The 16,916-nt window shown below is 36.2% G+C and carries 18 protein-coding genes; 15 read left to right on the top strand and 3 right to left on the bottom strand.

The features are described from left to right. Positions 1 to 321: 321 nt before the first annotated feature. From cyoE to D9780_RS09730, 7 genes are all read left to right on the top strand, one after another. Complete coding sequence (gene cyoE / locus D9780_RS09760) at positions 322 to 1,266, top strand: heme o synthase (protein ID WP_121639966.1); 945 nt, start codon at positions 322 to 324, stop codon at positions 1,264 to 1,266. Between the two features lie 61 nt (positions 1,267 to 1,327). Then, on the top strand, positions 1,328 to 2,380 hold the full coding sequence (gene coxB, locus D9780_RS09755; protein ID WP_101934058.1) for a cytochrome c oxidase subunit II: 1,053 nt from the start codon (positions 1,328 to 1,330) through the stop codon (positions 2,378 to 2,380). A gap of 39 nt (positions 2,381 to 2,419) precedes the next feature. Then, the gene (gene ctaD / locus D9780_RS09750; protein WP_073005334.1) at positions 2,420 to 4,273 is read left to right on the top strand and encodes a cytochrome c oxidase subunit I; all 1,854 of its coding nucleotides are present in this window, start codon (positions 2,420 to 2,422) and stop codon (positions 4,271 to 4,273) included. Further along, positions 4,274 to 4,897 carry a cytochrome (ubi)quinol oxidase subunit III gene (locus D9780_RS09745; protein WP_073005332.1) on the top strand — a complete coding sequence of 208 codons (624 nt, stop codon included), beginning with the start codon at positions 4,274 to 4,276 and terminating at the stop codon, positions 4,895 to 4,897. A gap of 3 nt (positions 4,898 to 4,900) precedes the next feature. After that, positions 4,901 to 5,215: a cytochrome c oxidase subunit IVB gene (gene ctaF, locus D9780_RS09740; protein WP_077704411.1), complete on the top strand. Its 315-nt coding sequence runs from the start codon at positions 4,901 to 4,903 to the stop codon at positions 5,213 to 5,215. A 127-nt stretch (positions 5,216 to 5,342) separates the two neighbouring features. Further along, complete coding sequence (ctaG, locus tag D9780_RS09735; protein ID WP_121639965.1) at positions 5,343 to 6,248, top strand: cytochrome c oxidase assembly factor CtaG; 906 nt, start codon at positions 5,343 to 5,345, stop codon at positions 6,246 to 6,248. A 483-nt stretch (positions 6,249 to 6,731) separates the two neighbouring features. After that, complete coding sequence (locus D9780_RS09730; protein WP_121639964.1) at positions 6,732 to 7,187, top strand: DUF420 domain-containing protein; 456 nt, start codon at positions 6,732 to 6,734, stop codon at positions 7,185 to 7,187. Between the two features lie 67 nt (positions 7,188 to 7,254). Here the strand turns inward: D9780_RS09730 and ytvI are convergent, their stop codons facing one another. Next, positions 7,255 to 8,313 carry a sporulation integral membrane protein YtvI gene (ytvI, locus tag D9780_RS09725; RefSeq protein WP_121639963.1) on the bottom strand — a complete coding sequence of 353 codons (1,059 nt, stop codon included), beginning with the start codon at positions 8,311 to 8,313 and terminating at the stop codon, positions 7,255 to 7,257. Positions 8,314 to 8,555: 242 nt separating this feature from the next. Continuing rightward, on the bottom strand, positions 8,556 to 8,921 hold the full coding sequence (locus tag D9780_RS09720) for a YugN family protein (RefSeq protein WP_073005322.1): 366 nt from the start codon (positions 8,919 to 8,921) through the stop codon (positions 8,556 to 8,558). 319 nt (positions 8,922 to 9,240) lie between these two features. On the opposite strand from D9780_RS09720, the gene D9780_RS09715 reads away from it, so the two are divergent. From D9780_RS09715 to coaD, 7 genes are all read left to right on the top strand, one after another. Next, positions 9,241 to 10,308 (top strand): CAP domain-containing protein, encoded by a 1,068-nt coding sequence (locus D9780_RS09715; protein ID WP_121639962.1) that lies wholly within the window; start codon positions 9,241 to 9,243, stop codon positions 10,306 to 10,308. A 311-nt stretch (positions 10,309 to 10,619) separates the two neighbouring features. Continuing rightward, complete coding sequence (locus D9780_RS09710) at positions 10,620 to 11,024, top strand: YlbD family protein (RefSeq protein WP_121639961.1); 405 nt, start codon at positions 10,620 to 10,622, stop codon at positions 11,022 to 11,024. Between the two features lie 11 nt (positions 11,025 to 11,035). Continuing rightward, positions 11,036 to 11,269 carry a YlbE-like family protein gene (locus D9780_RS09705; protein WP_073005318.1) on the top strand — a complete coding sequence of 78 codons (234 nt, stop codon included), beginning with the start codon at positions 11,036 to 11,038 and terminating at the stop codon, positions 11,267 to 11,269. A gap of 50 nt (positions 11,270 to 11,319) precedes the next feature. Further along, entirely contained in the window at positions 11,320 to 11,757 is a 438-nt protein-coding gene (locus D9780_RS09700) for a YlbF/YmcA family competence regulator (RefSeq protein ID WP_077704391.1), read from the top strand. Positions 11,758 to 11,945: 188 nt separating this feature from the next. Then, on the top strand, positions 11,946 to 12,221 hold the full coding sequence (locus D9780_RS09695; RefSeq protein WP_073005732.1) for a YlbG family protein: 276 nt from the start codon (positions 11,946 to 11,948) through the stop codon (positions 12,219 to 12,221). A 293-nt stretch (positions 12,222 to 12,514) separates the two neighbouring features. After that, on the top strand, positions 12,515 to 13,066 hold the full coding sequence (rsmD, locus tag D9780_RS09690) for a 16S rRNA (guanine(966)-N(2))-methyltransferase RsmD (protein WP_121639960.1): 552 nt from the start codon (positions 12,515 to 12,517) through the stop codon (positions 13,064 to 13,066). A gap of 19 nt (positions 13,067 to 13,085) precedes the next feature. Further along, entirely contained in the window at positions 13,086 to 13,565 is a 480-nt protein-coding gene (coaD, locus tag D9780_RS09685; protein ID WP_073005312.1) for a pantetheine-phosphate adenylyltransferase, read from the top strand. 643 nt (positions 13,566 to 14,208) lie between these two features. On the opposite strand, the gene ylbJ is transcribed toward coaD, so the two are convergent. Further along, the gene (gene ylbJ / locus D9780_RS09680) at positions 14,209 to 15,417 is read right to left on the bottom strand and encodes a sporulation integral membrane protein YlbJ (protein ID WP_205601122.1); all 1,209 of its coding nucleotides are present in this window, start codon (positions 15,415 to 15,417) and stop codon (positions 14,209 to 14,211) included. 454 nt (positions 15,418 to 15,871) lie between these two features. On the opposite strand from ylbJ, the gene D9780_RS09675 reads away from it, so the two are divergent. Next, a complete protein-coding gene (locus D9780_RS09675; RefSeq protein WP_121639959.1) occupies positions 15,872 to 16,882 on the top strand; it encodes a SepM family pheromone-processing serine protease in 1,011 nt (336 codons plus the stop codon). Positions 16,883 to 16,916 lie beyond the last annotated feature (34 nt).

Genomic DNA, 16,916 nt, shown 5'->3' with positions numbered 1-16,916 from the left:
ACGCTTGCATTGTTTTCGTATGTTTGCTAGAAATAGTGTAGGGGAATAAGTTGCAACTTAGATAATTGAGGGAGAAAGACTGCATACATAGGTAATTCGCTAACTAATTTAAAACAGTTCGCATTTGTAACAAATGATTCACAAAAACGTCACAAAAAATTACTTATTTTGAAGTAGAATAGGCATGAGGGGGTTTTTTCATATAGTATTAGATTTGTAGAAATAATTTTAAGATACAATCAAATTTTTGTAACGCTGTCACGATTTTCATTCGAAAGCATGTATCATATGTTTCTACAATGGTGTAAAGGGGGGGAAGGGATGGATAAAGTAGAGGCAGCTACTTCACAGGTTATTACGAATACGTCTTCAACCGAAAAAAACAAGCCAGTTTCTACACTTGATGATATTAAATCGCTAATAAAAATAGGAATTATTAACTCCAATTTAATTACAGTTTTTACTGGATTTTGGTTGGCAATTTATTATAGTGGATATACATTTACGGATTACATCGGCACGTTTATTATTACGATGTTAGGAAGTGCTTTGGTGATTGCCGGTGGATGTATGCTTAATAACTGGTATGACATTGATATTGATCCAGTTATGAAGCGAACGAAAACTCGACCAACTGTAACGGGTACAATCTCGCTTCCGACGGTACTCGTACTAGGGTTAATTACATCTTTTGCTGGTCTTTTACTTTTACTATTTACAACCATAGAAGCAATGTTGTTTGCGTTTATAGGCTGGTTTTTCTATGTAGTGCTATATACGATGTGGTCAAAGAGAAAATATACACTTAATACGACAGTTGGTAGCTTTTCTGGTGCTGCGCCACCACTCATTGGTTGGGCTGCAGTAAACCCGAACTTTCATATCGTTCCGCTTATATTATTTTTAATTATGTTCATTTGGCAAACACCTCATTTTTTAGCATTAGCAATGCGAAAGAATGAAGAATATAAAGCGGCAAGAATACCTATGTTGCCCGCAGTCCATGGTTTTGAAATAACCAAGCGACAAATCACCATTTATATCGCATGTTTATTGCCGTTGCCATTTTATTTAACTTCTTTAGGCACAACATTTGTCATCTTGGCGACTTTGTTAAATGTTGGATGGCTAGGGCTTGGAATGAGTGGTTTCTTTATGAAAGATGATATTAAATGGGCGAATATTATTTTTATTTACTCTTTAAATTATTTAACCATCCTCTTTTTATTGATGGTTGTTGTAACGTGGAATTCGCCATTTAGTTAAATTTTGTCCTTAATGTTTTTTATATAAGGAGCAACAAGAAAAGAAAGAGAGGTATGGATACATGAAAGGTTGGATGGGAAAATTTAAATTTGTATTCCTCTTAAGTTTTCTAGCCATCATCCTTGCGGGATGTGGAAAGGAAAACTTAACGGCTCTTGTACCAAAGGGGTATGGTGCAGAGTCTTCCATGAATTTAATTGTTCTTTCAACAGTAATTATGACTTTTGTATTTATTGTTGTTCTTTCTGTTTATTTGATAGCGATTGTTCGCTTTCGCAAAAAGAAAGGGCAGGAGAATTACATTCCAAAGCAGGTGGAAGGTAGTAAAAAACTAGAAACTATTTGGACAGTGATTCCAATTATTTTAGTTTTGATCCTTGCAGTACCGACTGTTGCTGCTACTTTTGATTTGGCTGATGAGTCTGGTAAAAGTGATCACATTAATGTTGACGTTACTGGTAATCAATATTGGTGGCATTTTAGCTATGCAGATGAAGAAGTGCAAACAAGTCAGGATTTATACATTCCTACTGGAGAAAAAGTATACTTAAACATGAAATCCTCAGATGTTATTCACTCTTTATGGGTGCCAAGTATTTCAGGGAAAATGGATGTGAATCCTGAAAACGAAAACACAATGTATATTGAAGCAAATGAAGAAGGGGTTTATTGGGGCAAATGTGCAGAGCTATGTGGCCCATCACATTCACTTATGGACTTTAAGGTTATAGCTGTGAGTCCAGAAGAATATGAACAATGGGTAGCCGATATGCAAAGTGTAGATCCCGAAGAAAAACCACAAGATGCGGTTGCTCAAGATGGAAAAGCAGCGATGGAAGCAAACAATTGCTTGAATTGTCATGCGATCGGTTCATCGCCAAATGCAGTGGGGCCAAACCTAACGAACTTTGGAGATCGGACAAAAATTGCTGGCTACCTTGAAACAAACAAGCAAAACCTTGTGGACTGGTTATTGGATCCAGAATCCATAAAACCAGGTAACTTAATGACTGGTAAATACCCTGAACTATCTGAAGAAGAAGCAGACAGCATTGCAGAATATTTGCTGCAATTAAAGCCATCTGAAATTACTCCAGAAAGTGCAGGTAACTAATTAATAAAGGGTGGAAGATTGAAAAGGGAGGTTTATGATTTGAGTATTGCAGCTGCTCAAAAAAAGGGCTTCGGAGCTTTTTTATGGGATTATTTGACAACTGTTGACCATAAAAAAATAGCTCATTTATATTTGATTGGCGGAGGGTTTTTCTTTATCCTCGGTGGGCTCGAAGCGATGTTTATTCGTATACAATTAATTGCGCCTGAAAATGATTTTATTAGTGCAGGCTTATACAATGAAATGTTTACTATGCATGGAACGACGATGATCTTTCTTGCAGCTATGCCTTTGTTACTAGGATTAATGAACGCTGTCATGCCATTGCAGATTGGTGCACGCGATGTGGCGTTCCCGTTTTTAAACTCATTAGGATTTTGGTTATTTATGTTTGGAGGCATTCTATTAAACTGTAGTTGGTTTTTAGGTGGAGCACCAGATTCAGGTTGGACTGCTTATACACCGTTATCTGTGGAATCTCCAACACATGGTATTGACTTTTATGTCCTAGGCTTACAAATTTCTGGTGCGGGTACACTAATTGGGGGAATTAATTTTCTTGTAACCATTGTGACGATGCGTGCTCCAGGGATGACATATATGCGCATGCCATTATTTTCATGGACTACTTTTGTCACTAGTACATTAATTTTATTCGCGTTCCCAGCATTAACAGTAGGTCTATTCTTACTGATGTTTGACCGCATGTTTGGATCGGCGTTTTTCAATGTCGCTTTAGGTGGTAACTCTGTAATTTGGCAACATTTATTTTGGATCTTCGGGCATCCAGAGGTATATATTTTAATACTGCCAGCTTTTGGAGTGTTCAGCGAAGTTATTCCAACTTTCTCCAAAAAGCGTCTATTTGGTTATACAGCTATGGTCTTTGCAACCATTCTAATTGCCTTTTTAGGCTTTATGGTTTGGGCACACCATATGTTTACAGTAGGTTTAGGGCCGGTAGCGAACGCTATTTTTGCGATTGCCACGATGGCGATTGCTGTGCCAACAGGAATAAAAATCTTTAACTGGCTAGCGACGATGTGGGGTGGAAGCATAACGATTAATTCAGCTATGCTTTGGGCATTAGGGTTTATTCCGTCATTTACAATTGGTGGTATGACTGGGGTTATGCTTGCATCAGCTGTAGCTGACTACCAATACCATGATTCTTACTTCGTTGTAGCTCATTTCCACTATGTTATCGTTGGTGGAGTAGTTTTTGGTATTTTTGCTGGTCTACATTATTGGTGGCCGAAAATGTTTGGTAGAATTTTAAATGAAAAATTAGGGAAAATAGGTTTCTGGTTATTCTTCATTGGATTCCACTTAACGTTCTTTATTCAGCATTTCTTAGGGCTTATGGGGATGCCAAGACGTTATTGGGTGTTCTTAGAAGACCAAGGTCTAGATACGGGTAACTTTATTAGTACGATTGGTACGTTCTTAATGGCTATTGCTGCAACTATATTTTTAATTAATATTATCTACACAGCAGTAAAAGGAGAAAAGCCTGCTGGAGACCCTTATGATGGTCGTACTCTAGAATGGGCAATACCATCACCGCCTCCATACTATAACTTTAAACAACTACCACTTGTTCGTGGTCTGGATCCGTTATGGATTGAAAAAATGGATGGTAAAGGGAAAATGACTCCTGCTGAGCCACTAGGGGATGTTCATATGCCAAATGGGTCGATATTACCTTTTGCCATGTCTCTTGGGTTCTTTGTTGCTGGATTCGGCTTTATTTATCAGACCGATCACCAAGCTTGGAATTTAGCCATATTTGTTGGGATGGGAATTGCGTTAGGATCTATGCTGATTCGTTCATTAAAAGATGATCACGGCTATCATATCAGCAAAGAAGAACTAGAAAGGGAGGCGGACTAAATGAGTCACGATCATTCCTTAAACCCTGAAACGATGCCACAAGAACCAGAAAAAGCAACGTTAGAAGGGAAAAATAAATTTTTAGGCTTATGGTTTTTTCTAGGTGGAGAAACTGTATTGTTTGCAAGTTTGTTTGGAACATATCTTGCTCTTCGTAACTCGACAGCTGGCGGTCCAAGTGGTCAGGATATATTTGGTTTAGAGCTTGTTTTTCTTATGACAATGTTATTATTGACTAGTTCATTGACTAGTGTTTATGCAATGTATCATATGAAAAATAATGACTTTAAAAAAATGCATCTATGGCTTGGAATTACAGCCTTTTTAGGGATTGGATTTCTAGCATGCGAAATTTATGAGTTTTACCACTATATTACAGACTTTGGTTTTACATTTAGGTCATCGGCATTTGGCTCAGCATTCTATACACTTGTTGGTTTTCACGGAGGTCACGTTGTCTTTGGACTCAGCTGGCTTATCGCATTAATGGTGCGAAATGCAAAACGTGGACTAAATTTGTATAACGCTCCTAAATATTACACATTTAGCCTTTACTGGCATTTCATTGATGTTGTATGGGTATTTATCTTTACGGTTGTATACTTGATGGGAAAGGTGGGCTAATACATGACAGATAACACCAATACCAATTCATTTCAGAAACAAAAAAATAAGGAAGAAATGAAAAAGCAACTGATTACATTTGCATTAATGATTGGTTTTACGATTGTTGCTTTCTCTATTGTAGCAACAGAAGCTATGGATAAGATGTTTGCAGTTCCGTTACTACTAATCTTAGCGCTCGTTCAAGTTGGGTTCCAATTTTATTATTTTATGCATATGAAAGATAGAGGCCATGAGTTTCCAGCTATGATGATTTATGGCGGGGTATTCGCTGCACTATTAACGATAGCTGCTTTAGTAGCTATTGTATGGTGGTGAAAAAGGTCGGGTGTTCCCGACCTTTTTTATTTCTAAGAATGTTTTGAAAAAATGTCAAACTTTATTAATGTCCACACGACGATAAGTAAGTTATAATGAATAAGACAATCCTTTTGAGGTGATTATCATGTGGCTAGAATTACAAATTTTTGGCTTCCGAGCTTTATGGAGTCCTTATTTTCTATTGTTCGTAATTGCGTTAGGAATGGTTTACTTTCTAATAACTGGACCATACCGACATAAATTCGGTGGTGATGAAAAACCATCTAAACTGCAGCAAGGTATGTTTTTGCTTGCGCTCGTATTGTTGTATGCAGTGAAAGGTGCTCCAACAGATTTATTGTCACATATAATGTTAACGGCACATATGATCCAAATGGCTGTATATTACTTAATTTTCCCTATTTTAGTCATTAAAAGTATTCCAGTGTGGATTTGGAAAAAAGTGATTCATGCGCCATTCATACAACCAGCATTTAGCTTGTTGACGAAACCATTGATATCGTTACTTTTATTTAATGGGTTATTTTCGCTGTACCATATTCCTGCTGTTTTTGACTTTGCCAAATCTACACAAATTGCACATACATCCATTTCTTTAATTATTTTAGTAGCTGCTTTTATCGTCTGGTGGCCAATTTTGTCTCCGATAAAAGAAATGGATTCAATGAGACCAGTTTTAAAGATTGGCTATATTTTTGCGAATGGGGTTTTAATAACGCCGGCATGTGTTCTAATTATATTTGCAGATGTTCCGTTGTTTTCAGCGTACAGTCAAAATGGAGCCTGGTTACAAGCACTTGCCTTATGTGTACCTGGAGACGTACTAGATGGGTTAGCTGTACAAATTAGTGGACCTGAAATGTTTTCGCCAATGAGTACGTTGGAGGATCAGCAGCTTGGTGGAATTATTATGAAAATTATGCAAGAAATCACTTATGGAGTTATCTTGGCAAGAGTATTCTTTAAATGGTTTACAGATGAAAGTTTAAAGGTTGATCCTATGCCAGCTGATGTACAACATTCTCAATAAATGTGCGCATAGAGAGTGTAGTGGGGATTCAAACTTCATTTTTATCTGTTCCTATATAAAAGGTGACAAAAATGTTTCTTTAAAACTTGAATTGTCGCAAATAACGGGTCAGATAACAGGCCTCCCCCCTATTGGCTATAGGAGATTATAAAGTTTTTAGGGTTAATTATATAAGAAAACGACAACGCTTTTCCGCCATAAGAATTGGCGGAAAGCCATGTTTTCTACCTAATACAAAGGTCTATACACCATACTCTTTCGTAGGGAAAGAATCCCTCGCGAAAGGAAGATTCAATTCTTTTAAGTAACCCTATGTATCTAACAAAAAAGACTACTTGCACTAATCGTGTTTTATGTAATTTACAAGCCTCTTACCGTGCGAATTAATTTTACTTTTTTTAGGTAAGTGCTTCGCTTGTTAGAATGGAAAAAATAAGTATGCTACTTGTTTCTTGATTTATTAAATAGGAGAGTGGATTTAGTATGCCAATTTTACCAACAATAAGTACTTTTTTTATTGTTATAAGCGCTGTTTTTGTAGCTATTGGCTGGCGTTTCATAGTAAAAGGAGAAGCAGTAAAACATAAAAAAGCTATGATAACAGCTGCAGTTAGTGCTATTATATTCTTTATTATTTACATGTCCAGAACAATATTTATCGGGAATACGAGTTTTGGAGGACCAGAAGATTTAGAAATATATTATACAATCTTCTTAATATTTCACATTACTTTGGCAACAACAGGTGCTTTGTTTGGTATAGTAACCCTAATATTAGCGTTTAAGCGCAATATTCGTGTACATAGAAAAATTGGGCCAATTACTAGTGTTATTTGGTTTTTTACGGCTATTACAGGAGTAGCAGTATATTTATTGTTGTACATTTTATATGATGGTGGGGAAACAACGAGTTTAATTAAAGCTATCTTAGGAACATAAAAAAACGGGAAGTTACCAAAACTTCCCGTTTTTTGAATTACACAGAGTAGCCTTATACGAAATTACATTAGATTTTTATATTCCACTTAATAATCCCAGCTTCTTTAGCCGAATTGAAGGTAATTACGATCAGTGGGCCAAGTATAAATCCTAGTAATCCTAACAATTTTAAGCCGATAAACATAGAGATTAACGTGGCCAATGGAGAAAGTCCTATATGCTGCCCCATTACTTTTGGTTCAACGGTTCTACGAATGGCCAGTAAAATAATGGCTAATATAGACAATTGTATCCCAAGGGTTGTATCTCCCGCCATAAACATAAATAACGCCCATGGCCCGAGGATAGCAATGGAGCCGATGATGGGGATTAAATCCACAATCCAAATAATTAATGTCATAATAATGGCAACTTCGGGAGCAATAAACAAAAGACCAATTAAAGTTACAGCTAAAATGATTAAGCTAACTAGGAACTGCGCTTTAAAGAAACCTAAAAACACGTTTGTCACTCGTTGATTCATAAACGATACTTTTTCTGCTGTTTCCTTTGTCATCATGTGGTACATCTTTGCTTTAAGGATAGGCAACTCCAGCATGAAAAGAAACAAAGCAATTAAATATACGATAAAGCTAATTAAATACTGCGGAATGGAGGAAACGAGTTGCGCAATTCGTTCAATAGTAATCGTTTCTTTTGCATTGGTCGTTAACGTATTCAAATTTGCTTCAATACTTGAAGATACTTGTCTTACAAATTCATTTGGGAGGTCATCTGTGTAACGTTGAACTTGCCCTTCCCAATCCTGATAAATCCTATTTAACTCATTAAAATGTTGTGGCACTTCTTCTACAAAATTAACAACTTGGGTAACCGCTCGTGTAATAGTAAACGTTCCTACTACTCCAAGAACGATTAAAAACAATAAAAAAACAATGGTTACGGATAATTTCCGATTGACCTTTAATTTTTTTTGCACTAATCTTATTATTGGGTTTAAAATAAGTGCTGTTACAAAAGCCACAATCAAAGGAATGGATATCGGTAAAACAAAAATGAAAAATAAGATTAATAAAATAGTTAAAAAAATTAGTGACCAATGACGTTTAGTTATATTGCGAAACAAAGTAATATGCTGGCTCCTTTCATTATCAAACAATAACGATATACTTATAAAAAATATAGCATTAAATAGCTAATTTGAACAGAATTAATTACTATTACCGGGAGAATATATTTCGACTACAATGAAAAGAGAGAAAATCTACTGCAAAAAGGGCTATAAAATATAATATAGAAAACCGACTACCTTCATTATCGGATGGCGTCGGTTTGTTTGAAAATTCATTCCATATCTAAGGACATAAATTATTGTTTTAATTGGTTTATCTCTGTTTTTAGTTGACTAATATGGCTTTTTGCTCGTTCTACTATATCACTTGGGAAATTCTCTTCTTCCCCATACTCAACCCCATGCGGATAATAATGTTTACCTAATAACGGCGTCAACATTTGAATGACTGCATCACCACGATCGACATCGCCTTCTACCGCATAGCCTTGGATTCGGATATAGTATGTAATGCCTTTCTCGTCAGAGTCGATCCGATAATCATACGTAACGCGCTCATAATCCCATTGCCCTGCCCGGATAAAAGCATGTTTTGCTGTTACATGATCAAGCGGTTTTAAATCAATAATTTCTTCTTCTAATCCAGTATTTTCTAATTTCATTTTCCCACCTCACCTTGTTATCCTCACTATACTATATTAGTATGAAATATAACAACTTTCAATGAAAAAGACACGGTGCAATATAAATATTTGCCGCAAGTGATTTTTTTTATTATGATACAGTAAAATACTAGAATAAATAGCATGATATATTTGATGCAACATATACATCGTATAAAGTGATTTTTTAAATAGTAGGTTAGTGAGTGTATGTTATCTGTTCTCATAATTCATTCCGTTTTCTTGTAAGTAAATTAAAGGTATGGAGATTGAAAACCTTACTATAAGCTTCATGAAAAATGAAAAGGAGAAGCGAATAATGCGATTTATACGAAACCTCTTACTTTTAGCAGTAGTCGCTGTTGTCGGTTTTTATTTGTTGGAAAGTAGTGAAACATCGCCCAAAGAAACGATGCAAATAATTAGTGATACAGTAAAAGAAAAACAGCAAATGATTAAAACAAAAGACGTACCAGAAGATAGACCCGATATTGCTTTAGAAGGTGATATATTTAAATGGTATGGCAAATCAAGTGAGCAATTAAAAGATGAATTAGGCGAGCCAGTTAGAAAAGATTTAAGTGCTTATGGTTACACGTGGTGGGTTTATACAAATGATAAGGACCAATATATTCAATTCGGGTTGATGGATGGAACGATTCAGACTATTTATGCGACTGGCAAAGGAACAAATATCAAACCTGTTGCCATTGGAGAAAGTTATGAAAAGGTGCAAAAGCATTTTCCATTTAAAGAAGAAGTAAATTATCGGGACGGACTTGCTTCTTACACATTTAAGCTAAGCGCTGACGATAGAAAAACGCGGCCATTAGTAAAAATTTCTGATTCTATTTTCATGCAACTTTATTTTGATACTTTTCAACAACAATTATCTTCTATCCGAATTGTTGACATTGATGCTCTTTTAAAGCATCAACCTTATGAATTGCAATATAGAGGTAAACTCCCAGAAAAGCCGAGTTTGTCTGATGAGGAATGGGAAAAAGTAGAAGCCGGTATGGAACAACAAGTGCTAGATATTACCAATATTATGCGACAACAACGGAATAAAGATAAGTTACAGTGGGAAAAATCAGTTGGAGAAGTTGCCTATTTTCACAGCAAAGATATGGCTGTTAATAAATATTTTTCTCATTCCAGTCAAGATGGAAGAGGGTTAAAAGAACGTTTAGAGGAAGGAGAAGTATCCTTTGTTGCAGCAGGTGAAAATATTGCAGCGCAATACCCAGATGCTGCTGCTGCAATGGAAGGTTGGTTGAATAGTAAAGGTCATAGAGAAGCTTTGTTAAGTGATAAATATACACACTTAGGTGTTGGTGTATACCGATTATATTATACGCAAAATTTTTTAGCTAAACCTTTTTAGTAAGCAGGAAGTTAGGAGCTATTCCAAAAAAATATTAGATTGTATATTGTTAGAACCAAACGGTTAGGAGCTAATGACCAACTGCTCCTAACCATTTTTTATGCAACGATAGTGACTTAAAGTTTTAGAAAAACAAACGCTTTTAGTTTTTTTAAAAGTGAAACAGTGTAATGTTGATAGTAACCAAGCCTTGCGACAAGCCGTATGCTTCTAACAATATAAGTAGGGGCAAGTACTTGTTAATCACAAGCGTTCACATATAGCATAAGCTAATTAGTACATATGACTATATGCAAAAGAGGTGACTATGTATGAGTGATCAAGATTTACACCCTTCTGTAAGTGAATTTAAGCAATTTATTAATAAACACCCTCAATTGATCAAAGAAGTCCGTAAAAGCGGAAAACCGTGGCAAGACATATACGAAAAATGGGTATTACTTGGTGAGAATGACCCTTATTGGGATAGATTTAAACAAGCAGATGGAGATAATAATGAAAGTAAATCAAAAGATAATCAGTCGAATGAAAATAATAAAGAACTATTTAGTCAACTATTAAAGATGACAGAATCAATGGATTTAGAAAAGGTGCAACGTCAAATGGAGCAATTTAGTTCTTCTATATCTACTATTCAAGAAATAATTTCGCAATTTAAGCAGACAAAGGACACGAAACAACCAACCAATGAACGGATGGGGTGGTTTCGTGATTAAGGAGAATAAATATGGATCCGTTATGTTATGACTATTTAAAACAGCAACCTGAACTTTTACAATTTGTCCGTATGAATCCAGTTTGGTATCGTTATTTGTCCCGCGACCCTTCTCTGTTACCAGAAGTGAAAAAAGAAGCAAAAAGATTCTATGGGAAAACATTTCCTCAACAAGTAGAAAAGGTGAATCAGCATATGCAAATGGTTAGTATGTTAATGCAGTTCGCTGGAGCAATGAAAGACTAAATATTTTCACATACTATAAAAAATGGTACTATGAAGGAGGAGGTGTTAGGATGATAGCAACAATGGACTACGTAGCACTCCTAGATCAATCAGAAGAACTAACTAAAATGATCTTAGGTTCTGATGTTATGGAAGCTTATCATCATGCTCAGAAGGAACTACAAGCAGATGCAGAGGCCCAAAAGCTCATTCAAGCTTTTTCCTCGATAAAAGAGCATTATGAAGATATACAGCGGTTTGGCAGATATCATCCAGATTACAATTCTATTATGAAGGAAGTGCGTAGAGTAAAGCGTGAAATGGATATGAATGACAAAGTCGCTTCCTTTAAAATTGCTGAGCGCAATTTGCAAAAACTATTAGATGATGTCAGTCAATATATAGCATATAGTGTAAGTGAACAAATTAAAGTGCCTAAAGATGGAGCGGCTCTAAGTGATAGCGGCTGTGGTTGCGGTAGTGGTGGCAGCTGTGGTTGCGCTTCTTAAATGGGTAGAGGAACATAATCGTATGGATCTGATACCATGAACAAATCAATGAGCGGGGGGTTCTTCTTTCATCCCCACTCATTGTTGCTAAATATATAAAACATAGCTAATTCTTTAAGGAAGCCCAGGGTACCCGTGGTTTGATTTTTAAATTATTGATGTAACTGTAGGGGAGCGAGGTGAAAAAATTGCGGGCAGAACGTCAAGGCTTAATCGTCTGGTTCCAGCATATGAAGAACTTAAAGCAAATTAAGCGATATGGACATTTGCTGTATAGTTCTAAAAAAATGAAATATGCGGTTATATATGTAAATCAACAAGAAGTAGAAAAAGTGGAAAAAAAACTACTGAAGCTAGCATTTGTTTCTAAGGTGGACAGGTCATATAAGCCGTTTGTAGAAACAAACTTTGAAAATGCTAAACCAGATAAAGCAAAACAATACGATTATAAAATGGGGATTTAAAAAAGAAAAAACCTGCAGAAATAGTTCTACAGGTCCCTTTGTTTCCTAGTAAAGAAAACAAAAAGGCAAAGGGAGAGGAGAAACCGGAAGAAGAACTTATGGGGAAGTGTAAGTCTTCTCCGTTTAATGAAACAGCCAAAGTTATTTATAGCTGATTCATTACATTAGTATGGACGTTTCTTTGAATAATATACATGATGCGGATTATTTTTAGGTTTCCCTGTTATTGTTTTTCGTTTTCCTATTTTTATGTTAGGATAAATGTCGAATAATGGTAAAGTGGAGGTGAAGCAATGCGAATAATTGCTGGAGAGCATAAAGGAAGGCAATTAAAGGCAGTTCCAGGCCGTATGACTCGTCCAACAACCGATAAAGTGAAGGAAGCCGTTTTTCAAATTATGGGTCCCTTTTTTGATGGTGGTAATGCACTAGACTTATTTGCTGGAAGTGGCGGTTTAGGAATAGAAGCATTGAGTAGAGGGATAGATCGAACGATTTTTGTGGATAAATCACCACAAGCGATACATATCATAAATGAAAATCTACAGAAATTGGATCTCGTTAGTCGATCTGAAGTGTTTCGTGCGGATGCATTTCGAGCTTTACATGCAGCTGCTAAGCGTCAGTTGTCTTTCCAGTTAGTCCTATTAGATCCTCCTTATGGGAAGGTAAAGCTTGAAGAATTGTTACAAAAAATGTTGGACTTGAACTTGATAACTACGAATACATGGGTATATTGTGAGCATGATCTATCCGAGCAATTACCTGTTGCACATCCTCGTCTTGCCATTGTCAAACAAGCGAGTTATGGAGGTACGATTTGTACGACCATCTACAAAAGTTAAATAGAAGGGAGCGCTTATCTTGACTAGATTGGCGATTTGTCCGGGAAGTTTTGATCCCGTAACCTATGGACATCTAGATATTATTCAGCGTGGCGCTAAAATTTTTGATCATGTTATCGTCACTGTATTTAATAATCAATCAAAAGACCCATTATTTACGGTGAAAGAAAGAATAGAACTGTTGAAAGCTTGTACAAGCGATTTACCCAATGTAACTGTAGATTCATCTAGTAGTTTACTTATGGATTATGCAAAATCCAAAAATGCTCAAGCTGTTATTCGTGGCTTGCGTGCTGTTAGTGATTTTGAATATGAAATGCAAATTACGTCAATGAATAGGCAGCTGTATGCAGACATAGAAACTTTTTTTATGATGACGAATAATCAGTATTCTTTTCTAAGCTCCAGTATAGTTAAAGAAGTTGCTAAATACCGTGCAAATGTTAGTGATATGGTTCCTAACGTTGTTGAGGAAGCTTTAGCTCGTAAATTTAAATAAAATTGCAATATTTAATATATGATAGGGTTACGAGTAACAAATACATAATGGTATCAGTATGAAATTTTCGAGGAGTATGTAATATAGAAAAATATACCATTTCACGCGTTTATGAAGCAACTAAATCATTTTCACTATATGTGATTTTCAGGGGATATAAGGTGCTGTAAGGTCCACTTCGAGAATGGAGAGATGAGCTTAGGCGAGTATAAATAAAGAGATAGCAGCACCGAATCCTTTTTTTCGCTGTAGATAATTGAAAAATCTAGGACTATTGTCAAAATCAATTTTTTGTCGTCTAGGATATTATCAAATTTAGCAGCTGTTGATAAACTTACTAAGTTATTTAGCCACGTCCAGCGCCCAGCAACTAGGCGACTTCACTCCATTGCTCTAAGCTAAGTCATCATCGGTTCGTTCTAAATAGGAAGGTCGACTAAAGACGGGCTTGCCGGAGGGCGAAGGCATACTCCTGTTGCAGGAGCATAATTCCTAAAACTTTTGTTGACTCGTTCCACTCGCTACGTTGTTAAACGGGCGCCCCGAGCCTTTGTTCAGACTACTACAATCCGCGTGATAATAGAAGCCGTAAAATGCAATCTTTTCTCCCACTGGAAGACTGTTTACACTATCCTGCTTCCAATCAGTTTTGTCTTCGGTTATATAAGAGGAACAGCGAAAATCCAATAAAAACGATTGTTACTAACGGCCCAATGGCTACTAATTTTTCCAAAATTACACTCCATGTATTCTCAGGCACATCAAGATGTACAGGTACTACGTGCATATCAAAAACTTTTCGGTCAATATATAAAGGTTTATACAGAAGAATCGTTAATATGCTTGCAAATAGACCGTGAAGAATACGGGCAAAAAAATATGGGGCAAATCGGATATCTGTTTTAGCAAGAATGCTCGCTACTTGAGCTTGGACAGAAAATCCATTAAAGCCAAGTATAAAACTGACAAAAACTGCTTGTAAAAATAATGTATCTTGAACAACCGAGATACTCTGAACACCGATGGTAATTTCAAACAGACCGGAAAGTATAGGTAAACCAAAATCGCTTGATATAGAAAAGAAAGTTAATAAATCTCCTAAAAACTGACCGATAAAAGCAGAAATGCCTGTTAAAAAAAGTAATTTCGTCAATACAGAGAATAATACAATGAATCCACCAACCATTACTAACGTTTTTACAGAATGAACCACTGCATCACCTAGAACTTCTCCCAATGGACGCTTATCTTCCAATCTTGTACGATGCATAGCGGAAAAAGCTTTACGTATAGAATAGTTGGGCGTTTCATCTATCCTTTCTTGTTGGGACCGGTCCTTCCTTTTTCCATAAAAACGCATGCAAATTCCGACAAATGTATTACCCAAATAATGGCATACTGCAAGTAAAATGCCTAAAGAAGCATTTTGAAAAAAACCTACAGAAATAGCAGCGAAAATAAATAGTGGACTTGACGCATTTGTAAAAGCTACTAATCTCTCGGCTTCAATTCTTGTTAATTGTTGTTCTTCCCTTAAACGAGTAGCTATCTTGGCTCCTGTCGGGTAGCCGCTAGCCATGCCCATAAACCAACCGAAACTGCCTGTACCAGGTACGTTAAACAAAGGGCGCATAACGGGCTCGAATAAAACACCTATGAATTGAACGACACCAAAACTAATTAGCAGTTCAGCGATGATGAAAAATGGAAGTAGCGAAGGGAACACGACCTCCCACCAAAGATTTAATCCGCGAATACTTGCTTCCAATGATTGATCTGGAAATCTTATTAAAGATATAGCAATAAATATAGTGGTCATAGAATAAAGGATTGTTTTTAATATTTGTGTCAAAAGTAGTGCCTCCCACCATTTTTTCCTTACTCTGTACTTATTTAAAGGTTAGTAGTAAAATTGGAATATCGTTTCTTGTGTAAATATGTTCACTCGGTTTTTTGTACTATATATAAAGCAGAAAGTTTTAAGGGTAGTAATATAAGAAAAACGGTAGCTTCCTTCATAAAGAATTAGCGGTAAGAAAGTTTATCAAATACGAGTATACTTAAATATACGCTTTAGTATCATGGTTTTATGCCAATACTTTCATAAGTAATGCAATATTTCCTTTGAAAATTGTTTTTAAAAGTTGGGGTAAAGATTTGAGTTTTTCGTTGAGCGATTATCTTGCATTTAAGGAGAAAACCTATGGAAAAGAATTGCAGCATGTTGTGATATAACGCATACATATTTGGAGTGGATGTTAGATATCACTATATTAGGGTAAGAATTCGTATGCGGAGGGAAGACAATGAAAAAAAAGTATATTATACATATATTGTTGGTTGTCGTAGCAGTATATTTTTTAGCAATATTTCAATTACCGTATTATATTTACAAACCTGGCGGAGCTGATGCCCTCAACCCGATTGTTAAAGTTGAAGATGGTTTTGCTAGTGAAGGAGATATGCATTTAGTAACAGTTAGTGGTGCTAAAGCCACCCCTATGCAGTTTCTTTTGGCGAAAATATTACCTCATCATGATGTGCTACCGATTGATGAAGTATTTCCTGAAGGGATCACAGATGATGAATATATGCACGTACAGTTACAAATGATGGAAAATTCTCAAGAGGCTTCCACGGTGGTAGCCTACCAATCAGCGGATAAGGATATTTCCATTGATTTTAACGGGGTATATGTTGCAATGGTTGTAGAAAACATGCCGGCAGAAGGTAAATTAGAGTTGGGCGATCGCATTATAGGGATAGACGATAAGAAGGTGAACCAAGCTGATGATTTGCTCGATTATATTGAAACGAAGCAAGTTGGTGACAGTATAACTGTGAAATTTGTCCGGGAAGAAAAAACGATGACGGAATCAATTACTTTAGAAGCATTAAAAGATTTAGATAATAAACCTGGCATTGGCATTCAATTAGTAACAGATCGTGCTGTTTCTGTTGATCCAGAAGTGAAATTCTCTAGTGGCCAGATTGGTGGTCCTAGTGCCGGTTTAATGTTTGCATTGGAAATTTATGATCAATTGACAGAAGAGGACATTACACACGGTTATGAAATTGCAGGTACTGGAGAAATTGATTATGATGGCAATGTGTATCGCATTGGTGGCATTGATAAAAAAGTAGTTGCTGCAGATAGGGAAGGGGTAGATGTATTCTTTGCTCCTAACGAACAAGGAAAAGAAGGGTCCAATTATCAAATTGCTTTAGAAAAAGCAAAAGAAATTGAAACGGATATGGAAATTGTTCCAGTAGACACGTTTGCGGACGCGATTACTTATTTAAAAGGATTAGAATAGTGAAAAGACCTGCCCCGAGTATGTTTGAAGGGTA

The organism is Virgibacillus sp. Bac330, assembly GCF_003667845.1.
Taxonomy (GTDB): Bacteria; Bacillota; Bacilli; order Bacillales; family Amphibacillaceae; genus Virgibacillus; species Virgibacillus chiguensis.
This window is presented reverse-complemented; position numbering and strand designations above follow the sequence as displayed.